The sequence below is a fragment of the Arthrobacter sp. 10N44_2 genome, from assembly GCF_056394385.1.
Map to the genome: position 1 here is coordinate 53,988 of NZ_JBFTHT010000013.1, position 26,673 is coordinate 80,660.

Here is a 26,673-nt window from a genome sequence, read left to right on the forward strand (position 1 = left end):
GCCTAGCGGTGGTTGAACTCCGGCTGCCGCTTCTCGGTGAAGGCGGCCATGCCTTCCTTCTGGTCCTCGGTGGCGAACAGCGAGTGGAACACGCGCCGTTCAAACAGCACGCCCTGGGCAAGCCCGGTCTCAAACGCGGCGTTCACCGCTTCCTTGGCCACCATCGCCACCGGCTTGGATTTGGACGCAATCACCTCGGCCGCCTTCAGCGCCTCCTCGACGACGTCCGCGGCGGGGACCACCCGGGACACCAGGCCCGCGCGTTCGGCCTCCTCGGCGTCCATGAAGCGGCCGGTCAGGATCATGTCCATCGCTTTGGACTTGCCCACTGCGCGGGTCAGGCGCTGCGAGCCGCCCATGCCGGGGAGCACGCCAAGGTTGATTTCCGGCTGGCCGAACTTGGCGTTGTCCCCGGCGATGATGAAGTCGCACATCATCGCCAGCTCGCAGCCGCCGCCGAGCGCGAAGCCGGACACGGCTGCCACGACGGGGATGCGGAGCCGGGTGAAGTCCTCCCAGCCGCGGAACCAGTCCGCCGCGTACATGTCCATGTAGCCCTTGGACTGCATTTCCTTGATGTCCGCGCCGGCAGCAAAGGCCTTCGCCGAACCGGTCACCACCACGGCACCGACCCCCGGGTCCGCGTCCATCCCGGCGACTGCCTTCACCAGCTCGTCCATCGTGGCCTTGTTCAGGGCATTGAGGGCCTCGGGCCGGTTGAGCGTCACGAGGCCCACGCGGCCGCGGCGCTCCACCAGGATGATTGCGTACTGTTCCGTCATGGGTGGTCCCCTTCGGTGGTGCTGGTCTGGTTCTGGTTCTGATGTTGCGCGTTGGCTTCGGTCCGGGACTAGTGCCCGGCCGTGCCTGCCTCGGATTTGCCTGCTTCCGACTTTTCCCGGATGTCGGTGATGATGCCCGAGAAGTCCCGGCCGGCACCGCCTTCCGCGGCAAACGTATCGTAAATTTCGGCCGCGAGCGGCCCGAGCCGGGCCGCGACGCCGGTGCTCTGCAACGCGTTGAGGGCCAGGTTGAGGTCCTTGGCCATGAGCGCCCCGGCGAAGCCAGGCTGGTAGTCCCGGTTGGCGGGGCTCGTCGGGACCGGACCGGGCACGGGGCAATTGGTGGTCAGCGCCCAGCACTGTCCCGAGGCGGCGGAAGCGACGTCGAACAGCGCCTGGTGGGTCAGGCCGAGCTTCTCGCCCAGCACAAAGGCCTCACTGACGGCGATCATCGAGACGCCCAGGATCATGTTGTTGCAGATCTTGGCCGCCTGGCCGGCACCGTGCGCGCCGCAGTGGACCACCCGCTTGCCCATGACTTCCAGCAGCGGATTGACGGCCACGAAGTCCTCCGGGAGGGCACCGACCATGAATGTGAGCGTGCCGGCCTCGGCGCCCACCACGCCTCCGGACACGGGGGCGTCGACGGCGCGGTGGCCGGCCGCGACCGCGAGTTCTGCGGCCTCGCGGGCCTCGTCCACGTTGATGGTGGAGCAATCCAGGAACATGGTGCCCGGGGCGGCGGCTTCGAGCAGGCCGGGCGTACCGCCCGTGCCGCGGTAGGCGTCAAGGAGGTGCTTGCCGCTGGGCAGCATGGTCAGCACGACGGCGGCGCCCGCCGCCGCCTCGACAGCCGTCCCGGCAGTGGGAATGCCGTGCTCCCGGGCGGCGTCCAGGGCCGCCGGCACGACGTCGAAGCCGGTCACCCGGTAGCCGGCCTTGACCAGGTTGACGGCCATGGGGCCGCCCATGTGGCCCAGGCCGAGGAAGGCGATGGTGCCGGTATCCGGGGCTCCTGCGTCAGACATGGTTCTTCTCCTTGTTGTTCTCCGCGTTGTTCTCTTTCGGAGAGAGTTTCAGTTCGCGCCCGCCCAGCGGGGCGAAGTAGGCCGCGACGTCCGTCCCGGTGACCTCGGCAAGGGTGGCGGGCTTCCAGCGGGGATTGCGGTCCTTGTCCACCACCTGGGCGCGGATGCCCTCGCGGAAGTCCGGGCCGTCAAGGAAGCGCAGGCCGACGCGGTACTCCTGCTCCAGCGCCTGCTCCAGGCTCAGGCCGCGGACCCGGCGCAGGGATTCCAGCGCCACCTTGACCGCCGTCGGCGACTTGGCCTCGATGGTGTCAGCGGCTGCGGCGGCCTCCCCGCCCGCCTCTCCACCGAAGGCCCGCAGCCGGCGCAGGATTTCCTCGGCGTCGTCGCTGGAGTAGCAGGCGTCGATCCATTCCTGCTGTGCGGCCAGGACTGAAGCCGGTGCCGGTTCGGCGAATCGGGCCACAGCGGCCTCGGCCGCCTCGGTTTCGAGCGCTGCCGCCAGGCCCGGCAAACGGCCGGAGGGCACGAAGCAGTCGGCGAGGCCCAGGAACAGTGCGTCCGCGCCGCTCAGGTGGGCTCCGGTCAGGGCCGCATGGGTGCCGGTCTCCCCCGGCGAGCCGGAGAGCAGCAGGGTGCCGCCGACGTCGGGAACAAACCCGATCGTCGTTTCGGGCATGCCCGTGCGGGTGCGTTCGGTGACGATCCGTACGGAGCCGTGGGCCGAGATCCCCACGCCGCCGCCCAACACCAGCCCGTCCATGAACGCGACGTACGGCTTGGGGTATTCGGAGATGAGCAGGTTCAGCCGGTACTCGACGGCCCAGAAGTCTGCGGTGGCGTCCCCGCCGTCGAGCATGTCCCGGTAGATGGCCACGATGTCACCGCCGGCGCAGAGGCCCCGGTCCCCGGCGCCGCGGACCAGCACCGCAGCCACGGCGTCGTCGTCGGCCCAGAGCGTGAGCTGTTCGAGCATCGCGGCGGCCATGCCGGCCGTCAGGGCGTTGACGGCCGCGGGCCGGTTGAGGGTCACGACGCCGAGGTGGCCGCGCCGTTCAAACGTCACTTCCCCTGCTTCCCCGGCCAAGGGTTCGCCTGCCGCTGCTCCACTGTCCGCTACCCGCGCAACGTCCGCCCCCATCAGCTGCCTTCCGGCATGATGAAGCTGGCGCCCTGGCGGATACCGGACGGCCAGCGGCTGGTGACCGTCTTGGTCTTCGTGTAGAAGCGGAAGGCGTCGGCCCCGTGCTGGTTGAGGTCGCCGAATCCGGACGCCTTCCAGCCGCCAAAGGTGTAGTAAGCAATCGGCACGGGGATGGGGACGTTGATGCCCACCATGCCCACCTGGACCCGGCTGGCGAAGTCCCGGGCGGCGTCGCCGTCGCGGGTGAAGATGGCCACGCCGTTGCCGAACTCGTGTTCGCTGCAGAGCCGGAGGGCCTCGTCGTAGTCTTCGGCGCGGAGCACGCTGAGGACCGGGCCGAAGATTTCCTCCTTGTAGATCTTCATGTCCTTCGTGACGTTGTCGAACAGCGTGGGTCCGATCCAGAAGCCGCCGTCGTAGCCTTCCACCTTCAGGCCGCGGCCATCGGTCACCAGGCTCGCACCTTCTTCGACGCCGGAGGCGATGTAGCCTTCGATCCGGTCCTTCGCGGAGGCCGCCACCACCGGGCCGAAATCGGAGTCCTTGGCGAGGCTGTGGCCGACCTTGAGGCCGGCGATCCGCTCCTGCAGCTTCTCCACGAGGACGTCCGCGGTCTTCTGGCCCACCGGAACGGCCACCGAAATCGCCATGCAGCGCTCGCCCGCGGAGCCGAAGCCTGCCCCGATCAGGGCGTCCGCGGCCATGTCCAGGTCCGCGTCGGGCATGATCACCATGTGGTTCTTGGCGCCGCCGAAGCACTGCGCGCGCTTGCCGTTCGCCGCGGCGGTGGCGTAGATGTACTGGGCAATGGGCGTGGAGCCGACGAACCCGATGGCCTGGACCCGGGGATCCTCCAGCAGCGCGTCCACCGCTTCCTTGTCCCCGTTGACGACGTTGAAGACGCCGTCGGGGAGGCCCGCTTCGGTGAAGAGCTCGGCCAGCCGCAGCGGCACGGAGGGATCCCGTTCGGAGGGCTTGAGGATAAAGGCGTTGCCGGCGGCGAGCGCCGGCCCGGACTTCCACAGCGGGATCATGGCCGGGAAGTTGAACGGCGTGATGCCGGCTACGACGCCGAGGGGCTGGCGCATCGAGTGCACGTCGACGCCGGTTCCGGCGTTGTCCGAGAACTCGCCCTTGAGCAGGTGCGGGGCGCCGGCGGCGAACTCGACCACTTCGATGCCGCGCTGGATGTCGCCCTTGGCGTCCGGGAAGGTCTTGCCGTGCTCGGAGGACAGCAGGGTGGCGAGTTCGTCCATGTGCTCGTTGACCAGGTCCACGAACTTGAGCAGGATCCGGCCGCGGCGCTGCGGATTCATCGCGGCCCATTCCACCTGCCCCTTTTCGGCGCTGGCGATGACGTTGCGCACCTCCTCGGTGCTGGCCAGCGGCAGCCGGGCCTGGACCTCGCCGGTGCAGGGATCATAGACGTCGCTGAACCGGCCGGAGGTTCCCTCAACCCGCTGCCCGTCAATGTAATGGGATAGTTCTCGAACCATGACCGAATGCTCCTTTGCATGTGACCTAGATCATCTCTGCAGCCGAATATACTCGGACTTCCTACTAATTTCCAGAGGACGGAGCCGGCCGGCGGCTTCGTCCGGGGGCCAAGTTCGGTAAGTTAGGGACTGTGAAGATTGCTACCTGGAATGTGAACTCGCTCCGTGCCCGCGCCGACCGTGTGGAGTCCTGGCTTCAGCGCACGGACTGCGACGTCCTGGCCATCCAGGAAACCAAATGCAAGGACGAGAACTTCCCCTGGGAGCTCTTCGAGAACATGGGCTACGAGGTGGCGCACTTCGGCCTGAGCCAGTGGAACGGCGTCGCGATCGCCTCCCGGGTGGGACTCGACGACGTCGAACGCACCTTCCTGGACCAGCCCGTGTTCGGCAAGAGCGGCAAGGACGCCGTGCAGGAGGCCCGCGCCATCGGCGCCACGTGCGGCGGCGTCCGGGTCTGGAGCCTCTATGTCCCGAACGGCCGCGCCCTCGACGATGAGCACATGCCCTACAAGCTCAACTGGCTGGACATCCTGAAAAACCACGCCGGCACCTGGGTCAAGGAGGACCCCGAGGCGCAGATTGCGCTGATGGGCGACTTCAATATCGCACCCCTGGATGATGACGTCTGGGACATCGACTACTTCCGCTCCGGAGGCCTCACCCACGTCAGTGAACCTGAGCGGGCCGCCTTCCATGCCTTCGAGGAGGCCGGCTTCCAGGATGTCGTCCGCCCGCACACCCCGGGGCCCGGCGTCTACACCTACTGGGATTACACGCAGCTCCGCTTCCCGAAAAAGGAGGGCATGCGGATCGACTTCATCCTCGCCTCCCCGGCCCTGGCGGCACGGGTCACCGGTGCGATGATCGACCGCGAGGAGCGCAAGGGCAAGGGCGCCTCGGACCATGCCCCGGTGATTGCGGAACTGGCGGACTAATGGCTGCCGGCCAGGGAAGCGTCGTGATCCAATGACGGGGAGCATCTACCACGGACAGTCCGGGCTGCCGTTCTCTTCCGCGCTCCGGATCTACGAGCCCCTCGAGGCGTTCCCCGAACAGCAACGGAAGACCCTGGAGGCCGCCGGCGCCGGCCAGGCGTCCCGCGCGGCTGTGGAGAACGCTGAGCTCCTGGCGTCCCTGGGCCGCATCACCCGGCCCGACGGGGATCCGTTTCCCACCGGCCGGACCGATCTGGTGCGCGTTGTCGCGGCCCCGGCCAGGCGGGCCCCGTCCGGCGCAGCGCACGACGCCGCCACGTCCGGGACTGCGGCCGCCCCGCAGCCCGACCGGTTGCTGTACTGCCCCAGCCAGCTGGTCCTCCGCGCCGGGCTGGCCGCCAATGCCCTGATGGAAGGCATCCACGGGCCCCTGGCCCAGCTGCTGATCCCGGAAGAACAGCGGGACAAACACCAGGAACGCATTGATGAGGTGCGCGCCCACGATGGCCTGAGCCGGGTCCACACCAGGGCGTCCACGTGGGGCATTCCGTTCAGCTGGTTCTGCCTTTTCCAGGAATCGGATCCCACCGACGTCGTCGAAGCCGACGGCCACATTGTGACGGTCCGCATCCGCGCCGGCATCAGCAACGCGCTGGAGCGGGTGAGCTATGCGGTGGCGCACCTGGCCCTCGCCGCGCCCGATCTCGACATGCTTGAGGACCTGACCCAGTTAACGGAATGGCTTGAGCTCTTCCACCCGGACTCGGCGGTGGAACTCGACTACGGCGGGGTGGCAGACAAGGTCTATCCGGATGATTCGCCGCTGGACGTACGCCTCGGCATCGAGTGCCTGGCGGAGGGGGACATGACCGGCGCCGCCGCGGCCTACCGCCGGCTGGCCTCGCGTTGGGTGCCGATCCGCCAGCTGGCCCGCGCGTCCTAGCGCGGCCCGAACTCCGCTAGCTGAGCCGCGCGGACTGGCGCAGCGGCGGCGCCGTCGTCGTCCGGATAATCAGCCGGTGCGGCGCCACAGCGGACTGCACGGAGCCGGAAATGCCGTCAAGCTCGTCCAGCAGCATTTTGGTGCCGAGTTCGGCCTGCTGGTCCGGGCGCTGCCCGACTGTGGTCAGGCCCATGGCCTCGGCGAAGTCGTGGTCGTCGATGCCGATGACCGAGAGGTCCTCCGGGACGCGCACACCGGCTTTGTTGGCCTCGAAGATGACGCCCATGGCCATCTCATCGGAGGCGCAGAAGATTGCTGTGGGCTTGGCACCGCCGGTGGCCCAGAGGCGGCGGAATGCCTCCTGACCGCTGCGGACGGTGAAGTCCCCCCAGAGGTCCCATTCGGCCCGGACGGGCAGCCGCGACTCGCCCATGATGTCGTGGAAAGCCTGGATCCGGACCCTGGGGACGTCGAAGTTGAGGTCGGTTTCGTCGTCGCCGTGCAGGAGCGCGATGTCCGTGTGGCCCAGCCCGATCAGGTGGCGCACTGCGGTGGCGGCCGCGGCGTAGTCGTCGATGCCGATGTAGGGGCACTCCTCGACGTGGCCTCCCACCACCACCAGCGGGATGTCGATTTTCTGGAGATGCTCGATTTCCTCGTGGGTGAGCGCCATGCAGAGGACCAGCAGGGCGTCGATCTGCTTGTAGACCATGGTCTTGCTGAAGAGCCGCTCACGGTGGCTGCCGTGGCCGCCGAGGTTGAAGAGGGAAAGGTTGTACTGCCGGGAGTGGAGTTCCCGGTCGGCTCCCTCGATGGCCTTGGAGAAGAACCAGCGGCTGACGAACGGGGCCAGGACGCCGATGGTTTTGGTCCGGCCCGTCGCCAGGCCGGACGCCGAGGACGACGCGACGTAGCCCAAGGATTCGGCGATGCCGAGGATCTTCTCGCGGGTTGCCGGGGAAACACGGGGCAGTCCCCGGACGGCACGGGATACGGTGGCCGTTGACACGCCCGCAGCGGCGGCGACATCCTCAATGCTGACGCCCGAGTGGCCTCCGCGCTGCGCCCGTTCCGTCCGTGCCACCTGTGCCCCCTAATTAACGGTCCGTGGAAGCCTGGCGGCTGCCCGCAGACGTGTTGCGTCCGCCTCCCCCCGGCGGCTGAATAATCCTGCCCGGCTGCTGCCCGGCTCCTGCCCGGCTGCTGTCCCCCTGCTAGGAGTGCCGGCTGGCCGTCCGGCGCGGCAAACGCCGGCGCAGCCGGATCATCCCGTAGAGGGCCAGCAACATGGCGAGCAGACCCAGGGCCCAGAAGAGGGCTGGCTGGGCGGTCACTTCCATCCAGACAGTGACCACCAGCAGCACCACGGCCCAAAAGCCGAGGAACCCGATGATGATGTCGAAGTCCTCGCCGGAGCGCACCTTTCGACGCGTCGCCGGCACGTGACCCTGGTTCTGCTCGTCAGTCATCACGCCTCAGTCACTTAACCGCGCCGGCCGTGAGGCCCGCGACAATCTTACGCTGGAACACCAGCACCAGGATGACCAAGGGAATGGTCACAATAGTGCCCGCAGCCATGATGGCGGTGTACGGAATCTGGTTCGGCTGCGCACCGGCGAAGCTCGCAATGGCCACGGTGACCGGCTGCGTTGCGTCGGACGAAAGCTGGCTGGCGATCAGGAATTCATTCCACGATGAGATGAAGGCCAGGATGGCGGTCGTGAAGATGGCCGGTGCGGCCAGCGGCATGATGACCTTCCGGAAGGCCTGTCCCTGCGTGCAGCCGTCCACCCGGGCCGATTCCTCGAGCTCCCACGGCATCTCCCGGAAGAAGGAGGTCATGGTGTAGACCGTCAGCGGCAGCACGAACGAGATGTTCGGGATGATCAGGGCCTGGTAGGTGCCCATCCAGCCGATGTTCGTGAAGAGCTGGAACAGCGGGGTGATGAGGGCGACGCCGGGGAACATGGAAGCGCCCAGGATGAAGCCCAGCACAAGGTACTTGAACTTGAAGTTCAAGCGGGCCAGTGCGTAGGCGGCAAACACGCCGATCACCAGCGACACCAGGGTGACGACGGTGCCGATGAACAAGCTGTTCAGCAGTGCCTGGCCAAAGTGGTTGCCGAAGGACGTGTCGAACGCCGTCTTGAAGTTGTCCAGCGTGATGTGAGTCGGCAGGATCGAGGTGTCGTAGGTGTAGCCGACGTCGCGGAACGCCGTCACCACCATCCAGTAGGCCGGAGCCAGGCACCAGAAGAGGATCACGACCGCACTGATGTAGGTCCGGCTCTGGGCCCACTTCTCGCGGTTCTGCGCGGCCTTCCGCCCCCGGTCCTGCTCTGCGCGCAGCTCGGTTGCGGCGCTCGTCGCGGCGGTCATTTCTTCCCCTTACCTGCGCCGGTCTGCTGCTCCACCACGTTCGCTCCGAGGAAGCGCACGAAGATGAAAGCCACCAGAAAGATGATGATGAACGTGATGGTGGACAAAGCCGCCGCCGCGTTGAAGCCCTGCCTGATCTGGTTGATCACCAGGATGGAGAGCGTGGTGGTGTTGTTCGCTCCGCCGGTCAGGATGTATGGGAGGTCGAACATGCGCAGCGCGTCCAGGGTGCGGAACAGGATGGCCACCATGAGCGCCGGTTTCACCAGCGGCAGGGTGATCATCCGGAACCGCTGCCAGGCTGAGGCGCCGTCGACCTTGGCCGCCTCGTACACTTCCGCGGGAATCATCTGCAGGCCGGCAAGAATCAACAGCGCCATGAACGGCGTGGTCTTCCAGACGTCCGCGATGATCACGGCCCACCTGGCCGGCCATTCGCTGCCGGTCCATAGGACGGTGGTGTTGAAGAGCTTGTTGCCGATGCCTTCGAAGGCGAAGATGAACAGCCACAGCTTGGCCGTCACGGCGGTGGGGATGGCCCACGGCACCAGGACGGCTGCACGGACCAGGCTGCGGCCCTTGAAGGCCCGTGCCATGATGACGGCCATCCAGAAGCCGAGCACGGTCTCCAGTGCCACCGTCACGATGGTGAAGAAGAACGTGGTGCCGGTGGCGGACCAGAACTGCGCGCCGAGGGTTCCCGGCGGGCAGTCAACGGTTCCGCCGGACGGTGCCGGGCATTGCTGGAAAATCCAGTTGTAGTAGTTCGAGAAGCCGGCCGGGCCACCCTCAACGAAGAGACCCGTAGCGGGGTCCAGACCGGCATCCTTCTGGAATGACATCACAATGGCGGTGATGATCGGATACACGATCACTACCGACAATGCGAGGATGGTCGGCGCCAGCAGCCAAGCTGCCCAGCGCCCCTGCGTCGCGATGCGGTTGTCCTCCCCAACACCCTTGGGTGCGTGGTGGATCGGTGCCCCGCCCGACGCCGGTGCCTTGACCGACGTCGGGCCTACTTCAGTTGCCATGATGGACCTACTGTCCCGCGCTAGCGGACTCGATGGACTTCTGCATGTCGGACAGGGCCGCGTCTACAGTCTTCTCGCCCTTGATGGCCGAGTACGCGTTTTCCTGGATGGCCTTGGTGACGGCCGGGTAGAACGGGGTGACCGGGCGCGGCACGGCGTTCTCGATCGAGGTCTTCAGGACCGGCAGGTACGGCAGCTTGGCGACGAGCTCCTTGTCGTCGTAGAGCTTGCCGAGCACCGGTGCGAGCGAACCCTGCGTGGCGAAGAACTTCTGGGTCTCTTCGGTGGTGAGGAACTTCAGGAAGTCCACCGCGGTGGCCTTGTTCTTGGAGTAGACGCTGATCGCGGCGCTGTGGCCGCCGAGGGACGAGGCGCCCGGACCGGTCTTGCCGGGGAGTGCGGTCATGCCCAGGACGTCCTTGACCTTGGAGGAGCCTTCGGTGGTGGCCAGGTTGTAGACGTAGGGCCAGTTGCGCAGGAACAGCAGCTTGCCGTCCTGGAATGCCTGGCGGCTTTCCTCTTCCTGGAACGTGATGGCTTCCTTCGGGATCGAGCCGTCTGCGTAGGCCTTGGTCAGGTTGGCCATGCCGGCCTTTGCCTCCGCGGTGAGCAGGTTGGGCTTGCCGTTCTCGTCCAGCACGGCTCCGCCGGCGGAGTTGATTGCCTCGGAGGCGTTGACGGTCAGCCCCTCATACTTCTTGAACTGGCCGGAGTAGCAGCCGATGTTGTTGGTCTTGGCGATGGAGCACATGCTCATCATCTCGTCCCAGGTCTTCGGGGGCGTGGGGACCAGGTCCTTGCGGTAGTACAGGATGCCGCCGTCGGATGATTCCGGTGCCGCATACAGCGTGCCCTTGTAGGAAGCGGCATCAACGGTCGGCTTCAGCATGGCCGAGGTGTCCAGCGCCATCTTGTCCTTGAGCGGCTGCAGCCAGCCCTTGGCGGCGAATTCGGCGGTCCAGACGACGTCGACGCTCGCGACGTCGTAGCCGGGGTCCTTGGCCTGGAAGTGCTGGACGAGGTCGTCGTGCTGCTGGTCGGCCTGGTCGGTCTGCTCCTTGAAGGTGACCTTTTCGTTCGGGTGGGCGGCGTTCCACTTGTCGATCAGCGGGCGGACCACGTTGCTGTTGTCCTTGCCCTGAACGTAAGTAATGGGGCCGCGCCCGTCCAGGCCCTGCGAGGCGGCGTCGCTGCCGCTGGTAGTGCCGCCACCTCCGCCGCCACACGCCGAAAGGGTGATAGCCAAAATGCCTGCCGTGGCGACGGGAAGTAGGAAATTGCGGGTTTTCATACTGGAGTGCTCCTCGCTGAGTACCGGTGAAAAACGGCCGTACTGATGGTGTGCCGACCATCACAGTAATCAACAGGCAGTCCGGAATGCAAGCGTTTACATGAAACCTTTATGCAAAGGAGATTCCGTGGCCCGTCGGCCGGCCACCTCAGCGGACCCGCTCGGAACGGCCGAACCGCGACCGCGCGCCGGATCCGATGTGGATCAGCACCGGGGTGCGTTTGCCGATCACCGCGTCGAGCGCCTCTACCAGGGCGGAAACTTCGGCGGCGAGCCGGTGCGGGGCGACGCCCTGGCGCGGTTCCACCCGGATCTTGAGGGCCGGCTCACCGCTGATCTTGTAGGCGGCGACCGTGACGCCGGCCAGGTCGGGCCGGTCCGCCAGCGCCGCGCGGAGCGTCTGCTCCGCCACGCCGCCGCTGATTCCGACGTTGCCGGGCACTTCACCCGGGTCCTCCTCTGCCACGAGCAGGCTGGTCCGGCCCGTACCCTGTTGGGCAATCCAGGCGATCATCAGGCCAATCACCACCAGCAGCGCCACGCAGATGGCAAGCCACAGCCAGCTCCCCTGGCGGCGGGGGAATTGCGTCCGTTCGAACAAATCGAGCCAGAAGCTCAGGACGCCGCCGGCCCACTCATGCCACCACACGCCCACGGCCGGGACGCTTGCAAGCAGTATCAGGAGGACGCCGATGGCGAGGAGCAGGATGCCAAGGATGCCAATCAGTACGCGGTTCAGCGCCCGGGGGGTGTTGTTCATGCCCCCACCACCCCGGCTGTGGATACCTGGATCCGCACTTCCGGCATCGGCCAGGGGCCCATTTCCTCCACTTCCCGGCGCACAGCCTCCAGGACGGCGTCCGGGCGCAGCGGCACACCGGAGGTCGGCCGGACGTTGACCGTGATCCGGTTCCGCGACACGACCACCATCACCTGTTCCTTGGCCACGTTGGCGGCCAGCCGGGCCCGGCGCGCCAGGGCAGCGGCGATCACCTCATCGTCCACCACGACGGCGGCCCGGCGGTCCGGGAGCAGGTGGCGTGCCCGCCGGCCGGGCAGCACGGCATTGAGGAAGAAGAACAATCCGGCCATCGCGATCACAGCGCCCGTGACGCCGAGCAGAAGCGGCGGGATTCCCGCCGGGAGCGCGACTACCCGCTCGGCCGCGGTCTGCGGATCCACGAGCCACGGCGGTTGCCCGATCGCACGGACCCCGGTCTCAAGCAGCGCATAGCCGAACACGGCCATGACCAGACCGGCCGCGATCACGGACACAACAGCGCGCGATGTGTGCGTCTCCCGTTTCACTATCCGGCCCATGCCCGCGGCGCCGGAACCCAACGGCGCGCTCCCCTGCACCGCATCGGCGTCGTGCCCGGCGGAGTCGATCCCGGCGTTCTGGGTGTCCTGGCTCAATGTACCCGGCCTCCCCCGCGCACGGCGGCCCCGCTGATGCGGATGTCCACCCGGCTCAGCTGCGCTCCGGTCAGTTCCGTCACGCGGCGCAGAATCTCGGCCTTGGCTGCGACGGCACGCTCCCAGATGGAACCGCCGAATCCGGCGACGCGGCCGGGGTCCCGGACCACAGCGGTGAGATTCGGGACCGCGACGGGCATGACAAGCGACAGGGCGAGCAGCCCGTCATCGTCCGACCAGTCGGCGCGGACGTCGTGCGCCGGGACACCGAGGGCCTCCCCCGCGGCCGCCCGGGCCACGCTCGTCAGGGCCTGGGTGCTGATGCGGTTGTGCCCGGCCACCGCGGCGCCGGGGATCGGCGCTTCTGCCGTGATGCTCATGAGGAGGAACGCCGGCCCGTGAGGGCGTCAAACACGCTTCGCAGGTCCAGCTTCCCCTCTGCGGCCCGGCCCAGGAGGGCGCCAATGGCCATGAAGAACAGGGAGCCGAGGAAGCCCCAGACACCGAACTGGAAGGACATGAAGGCCACGAAGGCGCCCATGGCGATTCCCACTACCGTCAGACTCATTGGATTGCCTCCCTGACTGGCCGGGCCTCGGCGGACGCGGCCGGTTTGGCCGGGCCGGGCACATAAACGTCGTTGATCTCGATATTGACCTCGATCACTTCGAGACCCACCAGTTCCCCGACGGCGGCGTAGACGACGGCGCGGACCTGGTCCGCGAGGGTCTGCAGGGGGGTGCCGTACACCGCAACAAGATCGATGTCCACGGCGACCTGCGTTTCGCCGACTTCCACGCGGACGCCCGCTGCGTGATCAGCGTTGCCGACGGCGTCGCGGATGGCCCCGAGGGCGCGTGAGGGTCCTGATCCCAACGAATAGACGCCGGGCACCGATCGGGCGGCGATGCCCGCTACCTTGGCGACGGCAGTTTCCGCTATGACCGTGCGGCCGGTGCCGGCCGGCGCGGACAGACCGTCTGTAGGACTGACCAGGGCATCGGGACCGGGCTGACCGGCTGCGAGCCCGGCAACGTGTTGACCGGCCGCGGGACCGGCGACGGGTTGAGAATTCTGGTATTCCATAACGCACTCCCCCTTCTCTTTGACACAACCCTAGTCCCTGCCTTGGGGCGCGTGGGGGAATCTTGCGGCACCCGTTCCCACAGTCCATGCAGGTGGGGGCGGGAACGGGCGGCCTGCATTGGGGACAAGGCCAGCCATCTGTCGGCTGCGGGATGTCAGCCGGGGGCCGACGCGGGCGTTGGCCTGGCCGAACCCCCTACTTGCAGTTGGTGGCGATCCAGGTCGTGACCGGCGCCATGGCGGCCTGGAGCTTTCCGCTGGAGAAGACCGTCTGGTCGGTGACGCCGGCAACGGCCACCTCCTTGAGGTTGGCGAAGTCGGCCTTGAGGCTGTCCGGGACGCGTTCGGCCGTCGCGGCCAGCTCCTTTTTGAACTGTTCCAGTTCCGCCGTCTTGCCTTGGGCTGCCGACAGCGGAAGGAGCGTGGCGCCGGTTGCCTGCTCCGAGATCTTGGAGCACGCCTCGGCGGCGCTGGTGAAGCCGCCGAACGGTCCCGAGGTCCCGCTGGGGCTCGGCGTGGCGGACGCGGAAGCGGTGGACTCGCCCCCGGCGGACGTGCCCGCGGCGGACGAAGGCGCGCTGCCGGCCTGCGGGGCCGAACACCCGGTAAGCGCCAGGGCTGCGAGGAGGGCGGTTGCGGCGAGAGGACGGGCAATATTCTTCGAAGTCACGTTGCAGAATCACTTTTCGGTTGAGATTACGCCGCCTGCCCGGACCGGGCTGCCGGCGGCCTTGGTGTTCTTTCCCCAGCGTGCGAGTCTAGCCCGGCCGGCTGGACGGCCCCCAAACGGTCGCCGCCGTCGGCCGCCCCTCGCCGCCCGCCTCCCCCGTCGATAAAGCGGAGCACCAGATGGGTGTTAAAGAAGAAAAGCACCAGTTCTCAAAGAACTGATGCTTCCCAGTGGTGGCTCCGACCGGCGTCGATCCGGTGACCTTTCGATTTTCAGTCGAACGCTCTACCAACTGAGCTACAGAGCCTAGGTGACATGTCACCTTGAAGGCCGGAATTTCTTCCGGCAATCAGAGCGACCCTGACGGGACTTGAACCCGCGACCTCCGCCGTGACAGGGCGGCGCGCTAACCAACTGCGCTACAGGGCCTTGCTTGTTTACTGCTTGTTCTTGCTGCCTGCGATATCGCTACCGCAGATTTTCAAGGCCTTTAGCCTACCAGACTTTTTCACCCGGTTTGACCAGTTCCTTGCGTACCCCCAACGGGATTCGAACCCGTGCCGCCGCCGTGAAAGGGCGGTGTCCTAGGCCGCTAGACGATGGGGGCCAGGATGCCATCCGTCGGAACATATCAGGGCAAAAATTAAGGGCCGAAGCCTGTCGTTTTTGTCCTTTCGGGTTCCTCCGAACTGGACTATAAAACTATAAGGGCAGACCCCCGGATTATCCAAAATCGGCCCTTCCCGCCGATACAAAGCCGGGCCAAGATGGGGGCGGGACCGGGCAGAGTGGGTGCAAGATGGACTGATGGATGCCGTTGATGCCCTCAATGAGATTGCGTTCTGGCTCGAACGCGGGCTCGCCCCCACCTTCAAGATCCAGGCGTTCCGCAAGGCAGCCGGGATTATCGGCGCCCTGGACCCGGAGGAGGTCGCAGCGCGGGCACGCAACGGCAGGCTCAAGAGCATGAAGGGGATCGGCGACAGAACGTTCGAGGTCATCCGGCAGGCGGTCGACGGCGGCGTGCCCGACTATCTTGAGGATCTGCGCCAACGCGGGCAGCAACCCCTCGCGACCGGCGGCGCCGAACTGCGCTCGGCCCTCCGCGGGGACCTGCACAGCCACAGCGACTGGTCCGACGGTGGGTCCCCGATCGGACTGATGGCTGACGCCGCCCGGACGCTGGGCCGGGATTACCTCGCCCTGACGGACCACTCCCCCAACCTCAAGATCGCCAACGGCCTGAGCGCCGAACGCCTTCGGGAACAGCTGGACATTGTTGCGGACATCAACGCGGACGGCGGGGACTTCCGCCTCCTGGCCGGGATCGAGGTGGACATCTTGGAGGACGGCACCCTGGACCAGTCCCCTGAGATGCTGGACCGGCTGGACATCGTGGTGGCGAGCGTCCACTCGAAGCTCCGCTCCGACCGGCGCACCATGACCGAGCGGATGCTGGGCGCCATCAATGATCCGCACACGAACGTCCTCGGCCACTGCACCGGCCGGCTGCTGCAGGGGTCGAGGGGAACCCGCCCGCAGTCCGAGTTCGACTCCGCGCGCGTGTTCGCGGCGTGCGCCGGCAATAATGTGGCCGTCGAGATCAATTCCCGCCCCGAACGGCAGGATCCGCCGGACGAGTTGATCCGGCTGGCCCTCGACGCCGGCTGTCTGTTCAGCATCGACAGCGACGCCCATGCGCCGGGCCAGCTGGATTTCCTGCAGTACGGCGCCGAGCGCGCGGCCTCGAACGGGGTACCCGCCGAGCGGATCGTCACCACCTGGCCGCTGGATCGGCTGCTGGAGTGGGCCGGAAGCGGCAAATAACGGCCGGACAGTGGCTCTGGGCCCAGGCACCAGGCCTACCCGGGCCCAGGGCTACCCCAGCCCGGGGATGCCCAGCCCGCCAATGCCTGCCCGCCGAGGCCTAGGGCCGGGACGGCTCCGGCCCGTTGGGCCGCCACGGCGTGGGCCTGGGCAGCCAGCGCGGGACGTTGCTGCGGTACTCCTCGTAGGCCGCGCCGAATTTCCGGGTCAGCGCCGGCTCCTCGTACAGCCGGACGAATGCCACCACCGGGATGGCGCCGATGCCCAGGGCCAGGAAGAGCCTCGGCTGGCCCAGCAGGAGCCCCTGCCCCGCGACGGCCGCGGCAATGGACACGTACATCGGATTCCGCACGTACCGGTAAAGGCCGCCAACCACCAGTTGCCTGGGCGGGGCAAATGGCGCGGGGGTCCCGATGCCTTCGACGGCGAAATGCACAAAGGAGTTCGCGATGACGGCAGCGCCCGCACCGATCATCATGGCGCCCGCGGTCTGCGCGGGCACCCCGCCGGGGACCGGGGACCGGGGACTCCACTTTCCAGCGGGTCAGCAGCCACGGCACCACGCCGGCGGCGGTTGCGGGGGCGACCGCGAAGACGGCTGTGCCGATGGCTGCACGCCGTCGTTCGCTGGCCGAAGCTGGGGATGCTGTCATACCAGCAATCGTGACCCCGCCACGTTGAACGGACAAGGGTCCACCGCCCCCCTGGGACGGGGGATCAGCCTGAGCTTTCCCGACACTTTGCGTGGGCGCGCGATGGGCGGCGCGCGGCGGGGCGGAGCGGCGGGCGGGCGCGTGTCAGGCCAGCAGCAGCACGGCAAGGGCGACCATCACGACGGCGATTCCGGCGTCGAGCACACGCCAGGCCGTCCGGCGCCGGAACAGGGACGTCAGGAACCGCGCCCCCGCGCCGAGGGCGGTGAACCAGGCAATGCTTCCCAGGCCGGCCCCGGCGGCGAACCACCAGCGCCCGGCTTCGCCCTGGGCGGCAGCGAGGGACCCGAGCAGCAGCACCGTGTCCAGGTAGACGTGCGGGTTCAGCCAGGTGAAGGCCAGGCAGGTGCCAAGGACGGCGGCCCGGCCGGCAGCGGGCTTGTTGCCGGGATTCTCCATCTGCTCCCCGCGGACCGCACGCCGGGCCGCGAGCGCCCCGTAGGCAAGGAGGAACGCGGCCCCGGCCCACCGGATCACGACGAGGGCAGCGGGCGCCCGGTCCAGGAGGATGCCGATGCCCGCGACGCCCAGCAGGATCAGCACGAGGTCCGAGACCGCGCAGACTGCCACCACCATGACGACGTGCGAGCGCTGGATGCCCTGCCGGAGGACAAAAGCGTTCTGCGCGCCGATGGCAACGATGAGGGACAGCCCGGCGGAGAGACCGGAAAACAGGGGAAGGATCACCACTCCACGGTAGGCGCCCGCCGAAGATGAAACCAGTTAAAGATTCTGCTGATACGTAAGATGGGCTAATGATGGAGATCACCCCCGAACAGGCCCGGACGCTGGCCGCGATTCTGACGCACGGGAGCTTCGACGCCGCGGCCGCGCACCTGTCCGTGACGCCGTCGGCGATCAGCCAGCGGGTCCGGGCACTCGAGACCGCCGTCGGGCGGCCGGTCCTGACCCGGGCGCGGCCGCCCGGACTCACGGAGTCCGGCGAGGCCGTGGTGCGATTCGCCCGGCAGCTGGAAATGCTCTCTGCGGACCTGGCCGAGGAACTGCAGCCGGAGCACCCCCGCGGAGGGACGCGCCTGACGCTGGTGATCAACAGCGATTCCTTGCACACCTGGGCGTTGGCCGGCCTCGCGGCGGCCAGTGACAACGTCCAGCTCGAGATCCTGCGAGAAGACCAGGAGCACTCGTTGGACCTGCTGCGCGCAGGAGCCGCCGCGGCCGCCATCACGGAAACAGCCCAGCCCGTGCCCGGCTGCTCATCGAGCAAGCTGGGCACCATGCGCTATTTGCCGGTGTGCGCTCCGGACTTCGCCCGCCGCTGGTTTGGGGCGGGTGCGACCGGCGCGACCCTCGCCGCCGCTCCCGTTGTGGTCTTCGACCGCAAGGACGACCTGCAGGACCGCTGGCTGCGCCGGGTCAGCCGGGCCTCCCTGCAGCCCCCGCGCCACTATGTCCCGGCCGCCCAGGAGTTTGGCGATGCCATCCGCTGGGGCATGGGCTGGGGCATGATGCCCGAAATCGAAATCGGCGAGGACCTGCTGGCCGGCAGGCTCGAGGCCCTCGCCCCGCAAGCGCACGTGGACGTTGCCCTCTACTGGCAGCAGTGGCGGCGCGGCTCGGCGGCGCTGAACGACGTCGCGGCCGCTGTCCGGACGGCGGCGCGCGTCCTGCGCTGAGGCCATTCGGGATGTTGGCAGGATCTCGACTAGACGTGACCGATTCCCGCCAGCCGGGAGGAGGCGGGAACGGCTACATTGGCAGCATGGCAACAACCGCCGCATCCGGCCCCACTCCGTCCGCAGGCCCCCACGAAGAGTCTCCGCACGCTGCCCCCGCACCCGCCCCGCAACCCGCGCCGCCCCCTCCCGGGCAGCCGGCCACGATCAGCAGGCTCGGCATCGCCGCCGTCGTCGTCACCGTGGTCCTGTGGGCCTCCGCCTTCGTGGGCATCCGCGCCGTGGGCCCGAGCTTCTCCCCTGGCTCCCTGACGCTCGGCCGGCTGGCCGTTGCCGCCGTCGTGCTGGGCCTGCTGGTGGTGCCCAAGCTCAGGGGCCTGCCCCGGGGCCGCGAGTGGTGGCCCATCCTCGCCTATGGCGTCATGTGGTTCGGAGGCTACAACTTGGCCCTGAACGCCGCCGAACACATGCTCGACGCCGGCACGGCCGCCCTGCTGATCAACGTCAACCCCATCCTGGTGGCCGTCATGGCCGGTGTGATCCTGAAGGAAGGGTTCCCGCGCTGGCTCATCATCGGCAGCCTCATCGCGTTCGGCGGCGTGGCCGTGATTGCGCTTGGTTCCGGCCAGCGGTCGACGGCGGACGTGGCCGGCGTCCTGCTCTGCCTGCTTGCGGCCGCGCTGGCCGCCGTGAGCGTAATCGTCCAAAAACCGGTGCTCCGCAAGTTCCCGGCCGCCCAGGCCACCTGGTTCGGCATCATGGTGGGCGCCCTGTGCTGCCTGCCCTTCAGCGGCCAGTTGGTCACCGAGTTGCAGGCCGCTCCACTGCCGGCCACCCTCGGCCTGGTTTACCTGGGCATCTTCCCCACTGCGATCGCATTCACCACCTGGGCCTATGCGCTCTCGATGATTGATGCGGGACGCCTCGCGGCCACCACCTACCTGGTCCCGGGCACCACAATCCTGATCTCCTGGCTGGTCCTGGGCGAGATTCCGACCATCTGGGGCCTGGTGGGCGGCGCGATCTGCCTTGTGGGCGTGGGGCTGACCCGGCGCCGGTCCCGCTAGGGTTTGCCTATGCCCTCCTCCCTCCCGCCCGGCCTGCCGATCGTTCCGAACGGCGGGGACGGTGGTGACAGCCCCTTCCCGATGTCCGAGGCCGATTTCGAGGCCGCCGTGAGTGATGCCCTCGGCCGGATCCCGCCGGATCTGGCAAAGACCATGAGCAATGTCGCGATCTTCATCGAGGACGACTACACCCCGCAGCCCGGCGAGGATCCGGACACCGTGCTGCTGGGGCTCTATGAGGGGGTGCCCCTGACCGAGCGGGACTCCTGGTGGGACGCCGGCTCGCTGCCGGACCGGATCACCATCTTCCGCCAACCCATCCTGGACATCTGCACCTCCCGGGAGGACGTGATCGAGGAAGTCACCGTCACCGTGGTGCACGAGATCGCCCACCACTTCGGCATCAGCGACGAGCGCCTGCACGAGCTCGGCTGGGGATAGCCTTGTAGGCATGGGACACGACCACAGCCACTCGCATGGCATCACTGCCACCGGCAAGCACCGCAAGCGCCTGGTCGCCGTCCTGGCCATCACGCTCGCCGTGGTGCTCGTGCAGACGATCGGTGCGGTGGTCTCCGGATCCCTGGCCCTGCTCGCCGATGCCGGACACATGCTCTCGGACGCCGCCGGCGTCTTCATCGCCCTGCTGGCCGCATGGATCGCCACCCGGCCCGCCAGCGACCTGCGCACTTACGGTTACCAGCGCGCCGAAGTTCTGGCGGCGCTGGCGAACGCACTGGTCCTGATCGTCATCTCGGTGGTCATCTTCACCGAGGCCATCCGCAGGCTCGGCACCACCCCCGAGGTCCACACCGACGTCATGCTCGCCGCGGCGGTCCTCGGCGCCGTCGCCAACCTGGTCTCCCTGCTGATCCTGCGCGGCGCCCAGAAGGAAAGCCTGAACGTCCGCGGCGCCTACCTCGAAGTCCTGGGGGATCTGCTGGGGTCCTTTGCCGTCATCGCGGCGGCGGTGGTCATCATGGTCACCGGGTTCCAGGCGGCCGACACCATTGCCTCGATCCTTATCGCCCTCATGATCCTGCCCCGGGCCTGGCACCTGCTGCGCGACGTCGTCGACGTGCTCCTCGAGGCCACGCCCAAGGGCGTGGACGTTCAGATGATCCGCGACCACATCCTTGCGGTGGACGGCGTGGTATCCGTCCACGACATCCACATCTGGACCATTACCTCCGGTGTCCCCGTCTTCTCCGCCCACGTGGTGGTGGAAGACGCAGCGCTCGGCGCCAAAGGCGCCGACCGGGTTCTGGACAAACTCACCAGCTGCCTTGGCTCCCATTTCGACACCGAACACTGCACGTTCCAGCTCGAGCCCACCACGCATTCAGAGCACGAGGCCCACCAGCACGCCTGACCGTCGGCAGGACACACCCGTCACGGACGTGGCCAAATGACACTCGTGTTGTTTATGTTATTCATGTGACTCGTGTTGCCAAAGTAGCCTTTGGCACGTAGCCTCATGCCTGCTGGGTGATCCGCAGAGGGCTTTCACGCGCCAAATCCGACCTCGCTCACTCCAGCCTGAGACTTCAGCGAGGTTGCCCATGAGTTGGATCCGATCCGGCCGCAAGACGGCTGTGCTCTGCACCGCCGTCGTCCTCCTCGGAACGCTCGCGCTCCCGGCCCAGGCCGCGCCGCTGATTTCTTCGCAGATTTCTCCGCAGGGGCGCCCGCCGCTGGAGACTGCCGGCCGGGTTCCGGCGTCGCCGGAGATCCCCTCACCGGAAGAGATCGCTGCCGCCAAGTCCAGTGCAAGCTCGACGGCGGCAGAGGTCACCAGGATCGACGGGCTTCTGGCCGACGCGTCGGCCGGCCAGGAAACCAGCCTCGCCGCATCCCTGCAAGCAAACAACGCGTACGGCGAGGCCCTCGTGGAGCTGGCCACACGCCGTGACGCGGCGGCTGTGGCGGCCGCCAGGGCTGCCGCCGCCGGGGCAGAACAGGCCAAAACCCGCAAACAGCTGGGCCAGCTGGCCGGTGACCTGTACCGCAACGGCGGGCTGAACCCGGCCCTCAGCAGCTTTGTCAGCGGCTCCGGGCGGGCCCTGGAGGATGCAGCCACGCTGGAGGCTGTAACGGCCGGACGCGCGCGGGCCTTCGAGTCCGCGGAAAACGCGGCCACGGCCGCGCAGTCCCTGACCGAAGCCGCAGCGGACGCCAACCGCGCCGCCGACGAGGCCGCCGCGACTGCCGCGGACCGCAAGGCCGACGCCGGCCGCGCCGACGCCGCCCAGCGCCAGGTCGTGGCCGATGCCAAAGCGCAGCGCAGCGCGCTCGTGGACCAGCTGGCAAGCCTGAGAAACACCACCGCGGCGCTGGAATCGGCCCGGGTGGACGCCCTCGACCGCCAGCGCCAGCAGGCTCGGCTCGCAGCACTGACCGCGGCGGCAGGCCCAGCGCCGCAGCCTGGCACGGGTTCACAGCCGGCACCGGCAGCACCGGGACGGGACGATTCAGCCGCAGGACAGCCAGCCGCTCCGGCTCCCGCCGACGTGCCGGCCCCCGCTGCAGCGCCCGCACCCGCGCCCGCACCGGCCTCCGCCCCGGCACCAGCGTCCGCGCCGGATCCCGCGCCAGTACCTGCTCCGGTCCCCGCACCGATTCCTGCCCCGGCCCCGGCGCCAGTACCCGTTCCGGTTCCGGCGCCGATTTCCGGCGGGTCAAACCAGACCGCGATTTCGGTGGCGCTCGGCAAGACCGGATCGCCGTTCTTCTACCAGTACGGCGGAACCGGGAGCTATGGGTTTGACTGCTCGGGCCTGGTGCAGAATGCGTTCGCCGCGGCAGGGAAGTACCTGCCCCGCACGGCCTCCCAGCAGTTCGCCCAGGCCCCCGTCCATGTCCCGCTCTCCCAGGCGCGTCCGGGCGATCTGTTCGTCTGGGGTTCGGCCCCGGGCTTCTACCACGTGGCCATCTACCTCGGCGGCGGCCGCGTGGTCCAGGCGCTGAACCCCGACGCCGGCATTACCGTGACCGATGTTGCCGCCATGTCCGGGATGCAGCTGTACGGCTACGCGGCCCGTTACTGAGACTGGCGGCTAGGAGAGCACGTCCTTGGTGATGAACCTGCCGTAGGCCAGCGCGCCGAAGACGGCGACGTAACCGCCCTGGAGCAGGGCATTGGCGGCAAAGGAATCCCAGGAAACCGGCTGCCGGAGCAGATCGCCAAAGTCCAGCCAGTAGTGGCTGAAAAGCCAGGGATGCAGCCACTCGAGTTGCGGCAGCGCGTCCAGGACCTGCGCGACGACAGAGAGCACCACGGTGGCCGCCATGGCCCCCACCGGAACATCGGTCAGGGTGGAGATGAACAGCCCGATCGCCGACAACCCCAGCAGCGAAACCGCCAGATAGGCGGCGATCAGCAGGAGCCGGACCAGGGCCTCGCCGGTGCCGATCGTGTCGCCGGAGAGCAGGGTCACCGGCCCCACGGGGAAGAGCGCCGCGCCGATTCCGGCCCCGGTCAGGGCCACCACGAGCGGGGCAACGATCACGAACACGGCCGCCCCGGCATATTTGACGATCAGCAGGCGGATCCGCCCGGCGGGAGCCACCAGCAGGTACCTCAGGGTCCCCTGTCCGGCCTCTCCGGCGATCGTGTCTCCGGCCACGACGCCGACGGTAAGGGGCAGGAACAGCGGAACGGAGACCACCATTGCCGTGACGCCCACGAACAGGCCGTTCTGGGCGATCCGGTCCAGGAAGGCCGGCCCGCGGCCTGCCGGCACGGCCGAGGAGACCCGCACCGCCACCGCGATCAGGATCGGGATGGCCGCCAGCGCGCACAACATGGCCCACGTCCTGCGGCGGCGGAACAGCACCCCGAGCTCGGACGCCAGCAGGTCACCGGTCAGGGACCCGTGCCGGACCGGCGCAGCGCCCGCCCCGCCGTCCCCGCCAGCGCCTGCGGCCGCTTCGCTGGGGCCCGGCGCCGGGGCAACTGACGGGCCGGCTGCCGGATCGCCCGCGGATGAGCTGTTACTGGACAACGTCGAACCCCTCCCCCGTCAATGCCACAAACCGGTCCTCAAGGCTGGCCTGTTCGGTCGCGAAGCCGCGGACCCGGACCCCCGCCGCCACGAGGGCCGCCACCACGGCCTCCGGCTGCACGGCCGCCCGCTCCACGGACCGGGACGATCCTCCGTCTTCCCTGGCAGCCGGAGCCCCAGGCAGTGACACGAACAGGGCCGCGTCGGTCCCGGAGCCGGCGGCACCGGAACCAGCGCCACCGGGAGTACGGCCGTCGGTGCCCAGGGTCGCGGTCAGGCCGAGGCCGGCCAGCACCTGCGCCGCAGTACCCGGATCCGGGGTCAACACGCGGATCCTTGCCTGGCCGGCCCCGCGCAGTTCCGCCAGGGTTCCCTGCGCCACAAGCCGGCCAGCGCTCATGATGGCCGCATGGGTGCAGATCTGCTCGACCTCGGCCAGCAGATGGCTGGAGACGAACACCGTGGCGCCGTCGGCCGCGAGCGATCGCACCAGGCTCCGCACCTCACGGGTGCCCTGCGGATCCAGCCCGTTGGTGGGCTCGTCCAGCACGAGCAGTTCCCGCGGGGCGAGCAGGGCGTTGGCGATCCCCAGCCGCTGCTTCATCCCCAGCGAATATGCCCGGACCAGCTTGCCCGCGGCGTGCGTCAAACCCACCCGTTCCAGGGCTGACTGGACGCGGGCACGCCGAGTGGCGCCCGAACCATAGGGGTCCGCGGCGTCCATGCGGCGCAGATTCGCGGCGCCGGAGAGGAAAGGGTAGAACGCCGGTCCTTCCACCAGCGCCCCGACCCGGGGCAGCACGTCATTGAGTTTGCCGGGCATCTCCTCGCCCAGCACGCGCATGGAACCTCCGGTGGCCGTGGCCAGGCCGAGCAGGAGCCTGATGGTGGTGGTCTTCCCCGAACCGTTCGGGCCCAGGAAACCAAAGACCGCGCCTTTCGGCACGGCCAGGTCGACGCCGTCGACAGCCATCTGCTGGCCGAACCGTTTGGTCAGGCCCGTGGTCTCAATGCTCAGCTCGGCCGCCGGCCCGGCGGCGCTCACGCGGCCGTCACCGGATGGTCAGGGAGCAACCGTCGGCCACCGGATACCGCACCGGACATCACTTCTGTGCGGCAGCGGCCTGGAGCCGCTCCAGTGGCACGGAGCCGGCGACGACCCGGCCGTCGTCGAGCACCAACACGTTCACCAGCGCGGTGGACAAGAGCCGGCCGCCCTGGACCGGGACGGTGGCCTGTTCGAGCAGGGCCGTGGCGTCCGACGCCGGGCCGGCCGTTCCCGCCGGGAACTCAACAACCGAGTCCCAGCCAGAGCCGGTGACGGCCGGCTTGCCGGCGCGGTCCTTGGCCGCCGGCGCTGTGGCGTTCCCGGCGTCGTTTCCGTGTTTGTGCTCCTTTACCGGAATCTCCTCGACCGTGGCGCCCGGCGGCGGGGTGAACGTGAAGACCGACGCGTCGGGGGCCCCGAGGGTCAGGCTGGTGTAGGCGACGCGGAAGGCGGGATCCGACTGTCCGCGCGCCTTCACCTCGACGCCCAGCGGCAGCCCGGTCTGGCCGTCAACGGCTACTGCGATGGACCCGACCAGCGTCGCATCGGACTTTGGTGTCAGCACCAGGTTGTAGGCGGGCCGGCCGGCTACCTGGACATCGGCGCCCACCGCCACGTCGGTGCCCGGTTCGATCTTGGCCAGAAGCATCGCGGCGAGCTGGTCGGGGGTGGCGGTGACGTCGGTGCCGGCGCTGTGACGGCCTGTGTCACCGGCGTCGCCGGCCGGGAGCTGGGCATGGGCGGCCGTGTTGTCCTTGGAGTTGTAGAACCACACGTCGTTGCCGTGGCGGATGGCGTTGCGTTCGGCCAGCCGGTCCATCACCTGGACGCGGGCGTTGTCCGGGCCGTCGCGATAAACCCGCGCGGTGTGCGGCCCCGTCAGCAGTTCGAGCCATGCCGTCCCTGACGCGTCCGGGCCGGCACCGGTCTTGGGCAGCTCAGGAAGCCCGAGCGCAGAGGACTGTTCCAGGGTTCCGGAGAGAGCGGGCTGGCGGTGCTGGGCAATCAACTGCAGCACCTGCTCCGGCGTCTTGGGCGGCAGGGGATCCCCGGCGCTGGCGGGCAGGGATCCGGCCAGCGCGCCGGCGGCAATAACGGCAGGAACGGCGGCAGCGGGCAGCCAGCGCAGCCACGTGCGCGTCATCGTGACCGCGCTCCGGAAAGAGATGTTCCAACTATCCGCGCCTGGGGAATGCGCGCTTCAGTGCAGCTCATAGGTCAACAGTACGCCTGGCCCCGGCGGCCCGGTTATCCTACTTCAGCACATTAATGGTCAGTTCCACGGCGCCCAGCAGGAACGCGAGCACGGAGGTGCCCAGGCCCGCCACGAGCAGCAGGCCGGGATGGGCCAGGCCCACCACCACCCGCCTCAGCCGCGGCCTGTCCCGCAGGAACTTCTTGGGCACGGCGCCCGGTTCCGGCGTTTGTTTCCAGCCCCGGAGCCGCCGCAGGAACCAGGCGCAGCGAATGATGAAGGCCAGCCACAGTACTGAGACCACCAGCGGGATCGCGGCCAGCAGGAGGTTGAAGCCCACCGCGGTGACCTCGCGTTCGGACGCCCCGACGAGTGACTGGAGGGTGGTTGAGATCGAGGCGCTCATGACCACGGACACGCCCCACACGAGGAAGGCGGCGATCAGGGCCAGGAAGCGGACGAAGAAGTGGCCCAGGACGGAGTCCCGGCGCGGCTTCAGGTAGCGGCGCGGGGTGGCGTGCAGAAGGGCGATGCTTGCCAGCAGCGTCGGCAGGGCGGCGAGGCCAACGAGCACGTACCAGGACCAGCCGGGCAGATCCAGGAACTCGTCGGCCACGATCAGCACCGCCCAGAGCCCGGCCCACGCCCAGCCGGCCGTGAGCGGACGCCCCACGAACCACTCCGGCAGCCACGCGTCCGGGTCCGCGGGCGCGGGGGGCGCATCAGTCGCGGGCGCGGGGGCTGCGGGCGCGGGGGCGTCAGTCGCGGGCTCGGGGGCTCCGGGCGCGGGGCTTGCGGGCGGGCGGGTGTCAGGCGCCGGTATGCCCGCCGCGGGAACTCCGGCGCTCCCGGGCTCCCGGCCCTCGGAGCCGCGCACTTCGCTCATGGCCCCACTGTAGCGAGCCGGCCGACACGATGGTGCGGAGCCCGCCGCCGCGGGCGGCCCGGCACGAATTGGCCGGCGTCAGAGTGACG

Annotated in this window: 29 protein-coding genes and 3 tRNA genes; 8 read left to right on the top strand and 24 right to left on the bottom strand. The window is 68.6% G+C overall.

The genetic code is table 11. The annotated features are described in order from the left end of the window. Window positions 1–2: 2 nt before the first annotated feature. The 4 genes from AC1DBX_RS14350 to AC1DBX_RS14365 all read right to left on the bottom strand — a co-directional run bounded on the left by AC1DBX_RS14350 (window position 3) and on the right by AC1DBX_RS14365 (window position 4,450). Window positions 3–782 carry an enoyl-CoA hydratase gene (locus AC1DBX_RS14350; RefSeq protein WP_476932043.1) on the bottom strand — a complete coding sequence of 260 codons (780 nt, stop codon included), beginning with the start codon at window positions 780–782 and terminating at the stop codon, window positions 3–5. Between the two features lie 68 nt (window positions 783–850). Further along, window positions 851–1,810: a 3-hydroxyisobutyrate dehydrogenase gene (mmsB, locus tag AC1DBX_RS14355; protein ID WP_476851800.1), complete on the bottom strand. Its 960-nt coding sequence runs from the start codon at window positions 1,808–1,810 to the stop codon at window positions 851–853. Continuing rightward, window positions 1,803–2,951 (bottom strand): enoyl-CoA hydratase/isomerase family protein, encoded by a 1,149-nt coding sequence (locus tag AC1DBX_RS14360; RefSeq protein ID WP_476870141.1) that lies wholly within the window; start codon window positions 2,949–2,951, stop codon window positions 1,803–1,805. The genes mmsB and AC1DBX_RS14360 overlap by 8 nt, the downstream gene beginning before the upstream one ends. Beyond that, on the bottom strand, window positions 2,951–4,450 hold the full coding sequence (locus AC1DBX_RS14365) for a CoA-acylating methylmalonate-semialdehyde dehydrogenase (RefSeq protein WP_476856194.1): 1,500 nt from the start codon (window positions 4,448–4,450) through the stop codon (window positions 2,951–2,953). Before AC1DBX_RS14365 ends, AC1DBX_RS14360 begins: the two co-directional genes overlap by 1 nt. A gap of 131 nt (window positions 4,451–4,581) precedes the next feature. Here AC1DBX_RS14365 and AC1DBX_RS14370 point away from each other — a divergent pair, with 131 nt between their 5' ends. Together AC1DBX_RS14370 and AC1DBX_RS14375 are read left to right on the top strand one after the other, a co-directional pair. After that, complete coding sequence (locus tag AC1DBX_RS14370) at window positions 4,582–5,388, top strand: exodeoxyribonuclease III (protein ID WP_476859440.1); 807 nt, start codon at window positions 4,582–4,584, stop codon at window positions 5,386–5,388. Between the two features lie 31 nt (window positions 5,389–5,419). Continuing rightward, window positions 5,420–6,331: a DUF8083 family protein gene (locus tag AC1DBX_RS14375; protein WP_476851804.1), complete on the top strand. Its 912-nt coding sequence runs from the start codon at window positions 5,420–5,422 to the stop codon at window positions 6,329–6,331. A 16-nt stretch (window positions 6,332–6,347) separates the two neighbouring features. Here AC1DBX_RS14375 and AC1DBX_RS14380 read toward each other — a convergent pair whose 3' ends face one another. From AC1DBX_RS14380 to AC1DBX_RS14445, 14 genes are all read right to left on the bottom strand, one after another. Next, window positions 6,348–7,415 carry a LacI family DNA-binding transcriptional regulator gene (locus tag AC1DBX_RS14380; RefSeq protein ID WP_476851805.1) on the bottom strand — a complete coding sequence of 356 codons (1,068 nt, stop codon included), beginning with the start codon at window positions 7,413–7,415 and terminating at the stop codon, window positions 6,348–6,350. 130 nt (window positions 7,416–7,545) lie between these two features. Next, a complete protein-coding gene (locus AC1DBX_RS14385; protein ID WP_079552393.1) occupies window positions 7,546–7,800 on the bottom strand; it encodes a hypothetical protein in 255 nt (84 codons plus the stop codon). Between the two features lie 10 nt (window positions 7,801–7,810). Beyond that, on the bottom strand, window positions 7,811–8,710 hold the full coding sequence (locus AC1DBX_RS14390; RefSeq protein WP_223914586.1) for a carbohydrate ABC transporter permease: 900 nt from the start codon (window positions 8,708–8,710) through the stop codon (window positions 7,811–7,813). Then, entirely contained in the window at window positions 8,707–9,744 is a 1,038-nt protein-coding gene (locus AC1DBX_RS14395) for a carbohydrate ABC transporter permease (RefSeq protein WP_026266860.1), read from the bottom strand. The genes AC1DBX_RS14390 and AC1DBX_RS14395 overlap by 4 nt, the downstream gene beginning before the upstream one ends. Window positions 9,745–9,751: 7 nt before the next feature. Continuing rightward, on the bottom strand, window positions 9,752–11,035 hold the full coding sequence (locus tag AC1DBX_RS14400) for an ABC transporter substrate-binding protein (protein WP_028277787.1): 1,284 nt from the start codon (window positions 11,033–11,035) through the stop codon (window positions 9,752–9,754). A gap of 148 nt (window positions 11,036–11,183) precedes the next feature. Further along, complete coding sequence (locus AC1DBX_RS14405; RefSeq protein ID WP_476859443.1) at window positions 11,184–11,795, bottom strand: hypothetical protein; 612 nt, start codon at window positions 11,793–11,795, stop codon at window positions 11,184–11,186. Next, complete coding sequence (locus tag AC1DBX_RS14410) at window positions 11,792–12,451, bottom strand: hypothetical protein (RefSeq protein WP_476859444.1); 660 nt, start codon at window positions 12,449–12,451, stop codon at window positions 11,792–11,794. Before AC1DBX_RS14410 ends, AC1DBX_RS14405 begins: the two co-directional genes overlap by 4 nt. Beyond that, entirely contained in the window at window positions 12,448–12,831 is a 384-nt protein-coding gene (locus tag AC1DBX_RS14415; protein WP_476851809.1) for a hypothetical protein, read from the bottom strand. The genes AC1DBX_RS14410 and AC1DBX_RS14415 overlap by 4 nt, the downstream gene beginning before the upstream one ends. Beyond that, on the bottom strand, window positions 12,828–13,019 hold the full coding sequence (locus tag AC1DBX_RS14420; protein WP_223914590.1) for a hypothetical protein: 192 nt from the start codon (window positions 13,017–13,019) through the stop codon (window positions 12,828–12,830). Before AC1DBX_RS14420 ends, AC1DBX_RS14415 begins: the two co-directional genes overlap by 4 nt. Next, window positions 13,016–13,537, bottom strand: coding sequence for an Asp23/Gls24 family envelope stress response protein (locus AC1DBX_RS14425; protein ID WP_230012588.1), 522 nt, complete (start codon window positions 13,535–13,537; stop codon window positions 13,016–13,018). Before AC1DBX_RS14425 ends, AC1DBX_RS14420 begins: the two co-directional genes overlap by 4 nt. A gap of 196 nt (window positions 13,538–13,733) precedes the next feature. Next, window positions 13,734–14,207 (bottom strand): hypothetical protein, encoded by a 474-nt coding sequence (locus AC1DBX_RS14430; protein WP_476859446.1) that lies wholly within the window; start codon window positions 14,205–14,207, stop codon window positions 13,734–13,736. Between the two features lie 231 nt (window positions 14,208–14,438). After that, a tRNA-Phe gene (locus AC1DBX_RS14435) sits at window positions 14,439–14,514 on the bottom strand. Between the two features lie 48 nt (window positions 14,515–14,562). Then, window positions 14,563–14,636, bottom strand: a tRNA-Asp gene (locus AC1DBX_RS14440). Between the two features lie 105 nt (window positions 14,637–14,741). Next, window positions 14,742–14,814: transfer RNA gene (locus AC1DBX_RS14445), tRNA-Glu, on the bottom strand. 200 nt (window positions 14,815–15,014) lie between these two features. On the opposite strand from AC1DBX_RS14445, the gene AC1DBX_RS14450 reads away from it, so the two are divergent. Beyond that, window positions 15,015–16,034: a PHP domain-containing protein gene (locus tag AC1DBX_RS14450; protein WP_476932044.1), complete on the top strand. Its 1,020-nt coding sequence runs from the start codon at window positions 15,015–15,017 to the stop codon at window positions 16,032–16,034. 100 nt (window positions 16,035–16,134) lie between these two features. Here AC1DBX_RS14450 and AC1DBX_RS14455 read toward each other — a convergent pair whose 3' ends face one another. Together AC1DBX_RS14455 and AC1DBX_RS14460 are read right to left on the bottom strand one after the other, a co-directional pair. Further along, the gene (locus tag AC1DBX_RS14455) at window positions 16,135–16,536 is read right to left on the bottom strand and encodes a methyltransferase family protein (RefSeq protein WP_476932045.1); all 402 of its coding nucleotides are present in this window, start codon (window positions 16,534–16,536) and stop codon (window positions 16,135–16,137) included. A 295-nt stretch (window positions 16,537–16,831) separates the two neighbouring features. Then, entirely contained in the window at window positions 16,832–17,434 is a 603-nt protein-coding gene (locus tag AC1DBX_RS14460; RefSeq protein WP_476932046.1) for a LysE/ArgO family amino acid transporter, read from the bottom strand. 68 nt (window positions 17,435–17,502) lie between these two features. Here AC1DBX_RS14460 and AC1DBX_RS14465 point away from each other — a divergent pair, with 68 nt between their 5' ends. From AC1DBX_RS14465 to AC1DBX_RS14485, 5 genes are all read left to right on the top strand, one after another. Further along, complete coding sequence (locus AC1DBX_RS14465; RefSeq protein WP_230011364.1) at window positions 17,503–18,384, top strand: ArgP/LysG family DNA-binding transcriptional regulator; 882 nt, start codon at window positions 17,503–17,505, stop codon at window positions 18,382–18,384. Between the two features lie 86 nt (window positions 18,385–18,470). Next, window positions 18,471–19,451, top strand: coding sequence for a DMT family transporter (locus AC1DBX_RS14470; RefSeq protein WP_476932047.1), 981 nt, complete (start codon window positions 18,471–18,473; stop codon window positions 19,449–19,451). Window positions 19,452–19,460: 9 nt separating this feature from the next. After that, entirely contained in the window at window positions 19,461–19,892 is a 432-nt protein-coding gene (locus AC1DBX_RS14475; protein ID WP_476859451.1) for a metallopeptidase family protein, read from the top strand. Window positions 19,893–19,902: 10 nt separating this feature from the next. Next, complete coding sequence (locus AC1DBX_RS14480; RefSeq protein ID WP_476849824.1) at window positions 19,903–20,823, top strand: cation diffusion facilitator family transporter; 921 nt, start codon at window positions 19,903–19,905, stop codon at window positions 20,821–20,823. A 190-nt stretch (window positions 20,824–21,013) separates the two neighbouring features. Beyond that, complete coding sequence (locus AC1DBX_RS14485) at window positions 21,014–22,498, top strand: C40 family peptidase (protein WP_476932048.1); 1,485 nt, start codon at window positions 21,014–21,016, stop codon at window positions 22,496–22,498. A gap of 9 nt (window positions 22,499–22,507) precedes the next feature. Here AC1DBX_RS14485 and AC1DBX_RS14490 read toward each other — a convergent pair whose 3' ends face one another. From AC1DBX_RS14490 to AC1DBX_RS14505, 4 genes are all read right to left on the bottom strand, one after another. Further along, window positions 22,508–23,320, bottom strand: coding sequence for an ABC transporter permease (locus AC1DBX_RS14490; protein ID WP_263407444.1), 813 nt, complete (start codon window positions 23,318–23,320; stop codon window positions 22,508–22,510). A 124-nt stretch (window positions 23,321–23,444) separates the two neighbouring features. Then, a complete protein-coding gene (locus tag AC1DBX_RS14495; protein ID WP_476932049.1) occupies window positions 23,445–24,500 on the bottom strand; it encodes an ABC transporter ATP-binding protein in 1,056 nt (351 codons plus the stop codon). 58 nt (window positions 24,501–24,558) lie between these two features. Beyond that, the gene (locus tag AC1DBX_RS14500; protein WP_476932050.1) at window positions 24,559–25,647 is read right to left on the bottom strand and encodes a LolA family protein; all 1,089 of its coding nucleotides are present in this window, start codon (window positions 25,645–25,647) and stop codon (window positions 24,559–24,561) included. Between the two features lie 109 nt (window positions 25,648–25,756). After that, on the bottom strand, window positions 25,757–26,584 hold the full coding sequence (locus AC1DBX_RS14505) for a hypothetical protein (protein ID WP_476932051.1): 828 nt from the start codon (window positions 26,582–26,584) through the stop codon (window positions 25,757–25,759). Window positions 26,585–26,673: the final 89 nt, after the last annotated feature.

Bases quoted from the DNA above. Each gene is read 5' to 3' on its own strand.
- AC1DBX_RS14350 (WP_476932043.1), bottom strand. From the start codon at position 782: ATGACGGAACAGTACGCAATCATCCTGGTGGAGCGCCGCGGCCGCGTG.
- mmsB (WP_476851800.1), bottom strand. From the start codon at position 1,810: ATGTCTGACGCAGGAGCCCCGGATACCGGCACCATCGCCTTCCTCGGC.
- AC1DBX_RS14360 (WP_476870141.1), bottom strand. From the start codon at position 2,951: ATGGGGGCGGACGTTGCGCGGGTAGCGGACAGTGGAGCAGCGGCAGGC.
- AC1DBX_RS14365 (WP_476856194.1), bottom strand. From the start codon at position 4,450: ATGGTTCGAGAACTATCCCATTACATTGACGGGCAGCGGGTTGAGGGA.
- AC1DBX_RS14375 (WP_476851804.1), top strand. From the start codon at position 5,420: ATGACGGGGAGCATCTACCACGGACAGTCCGGGCTGCCGTTCTCTTCC.
- AC1DBX_RS14385 (WP_079552393.1), bottom strand. From the start codon at position 7,800: ATGACTGACGAGCAGAACCAGGGTCACGTGCCGGCGACGCGTCGAAAG.
- AC1DBX_RS14390 (WP_223914586.1), bottom strand. From the start codon at position 8,710: ATGACCGCCGCGACGAGCGCCGCAACCGAGCTGCGCGCAGAGCAGGAC.
- AC1DBX_RS14395 (WP_026266860.1), bottom strand. From the start codon at position 9,744: ATGGCAACTGAAGTAGGCCCGACGTCGGTCAAGGCACCGGCGTCGGGC.
- AC1DBX_RS14400 (WP_028277787.1), bottom strand. From the start codon at position 11,035: ATGAAAACCCGCAATTTCCTACTTCCCGTCGCCACGGCAGGCATTTTG.
- AC1DBX_RS14405 (WP_476859443.1), bottom strand. From the start codon at position 11,795: ATGAACAACACCCCCCGGGCGCTGAACCGCGTACTGATTGGCATCCTT.
- AC1DBX_RS14415 (WP_476851809.1), bottom strand. From the start codon at position 12,831: ATGAGCATCACGGCAGAAGCGCCGATCCCCGGCGCCGCGGTGGCCGGG.
- AC1DBX_RS14420 (WP_223914590.1), bottom strand. From the start codon at position 13,019: ATGAGTCTGACGGTAGTGGGAATCGCCATGGGCGCCTTCGTGGCCTTC.
- AC1DBX_RS14425 (WP_230012588.1), bottom strand. From the start codon at position 13,537: ATGGAATACCAGAATTCTCAACCCGTCGCCGGTCCCGCGGCCGGTCAA.
- AC1DBX_RS14450 (WP_476932044.1), top strand. From the start codon at position 15,015: ATGGATGCCGTTGATGCCCTCAATGAGATTGCGTTCTGGCTCGAACGC.
- AC1DBX_RS14465 (WP_230011364.1), top strand. From the start codon at position 17,503: ATGATGGAGATCACCCCCGAACAGGCCCGGACGCTGGCCGCGATTCTG.
- AC1DBX_RS14470 (WP_476932047.1), top strand. From the start codon at position 18,471: ATGGCAACAACCGCCGCATCCGGCCCCACTCCGTCCGCAGGCCCCCAC.
- AC1DBX_RS14475 (WP_476859451.1), top strand. From the start codon at position 19,461: ATGCCCTCCTCCCTCCCGCCCGGCCTGCCGATCGTTCCGAACGGCGGG.
- AC1DBX_RS14480 (WP_476849824.1), top strand. From the start codon at position 19,903: ATGGGACACGACCACAGCCACTCGCATGGCATCACTGCCACCGGCAAG.
- AC1DBX_RS14485 (WP_476932048.1), top strand. From the start codon at position 21,014: ATGAGTTGGATCCGATCCGGCCGCAAGACGGCTGTGCTCTGCACCGCC.
- AC1DBX_RS14500 (WP_476932050.1), bottom strand. From the start codon at position 25,647: ATGACGCGCACGTGGCTGCGCTGGCTGCCCGCTGCCGCCGTTCCTGCC.
- AC1DBX_RS14505 (WP_476932051.1), bottom strand. From the start codon at position 26,584: ATGAGCGAAGTGCGCGGCTCCGAGGGCCGGGAGCCCGGGAGCGCCGGA.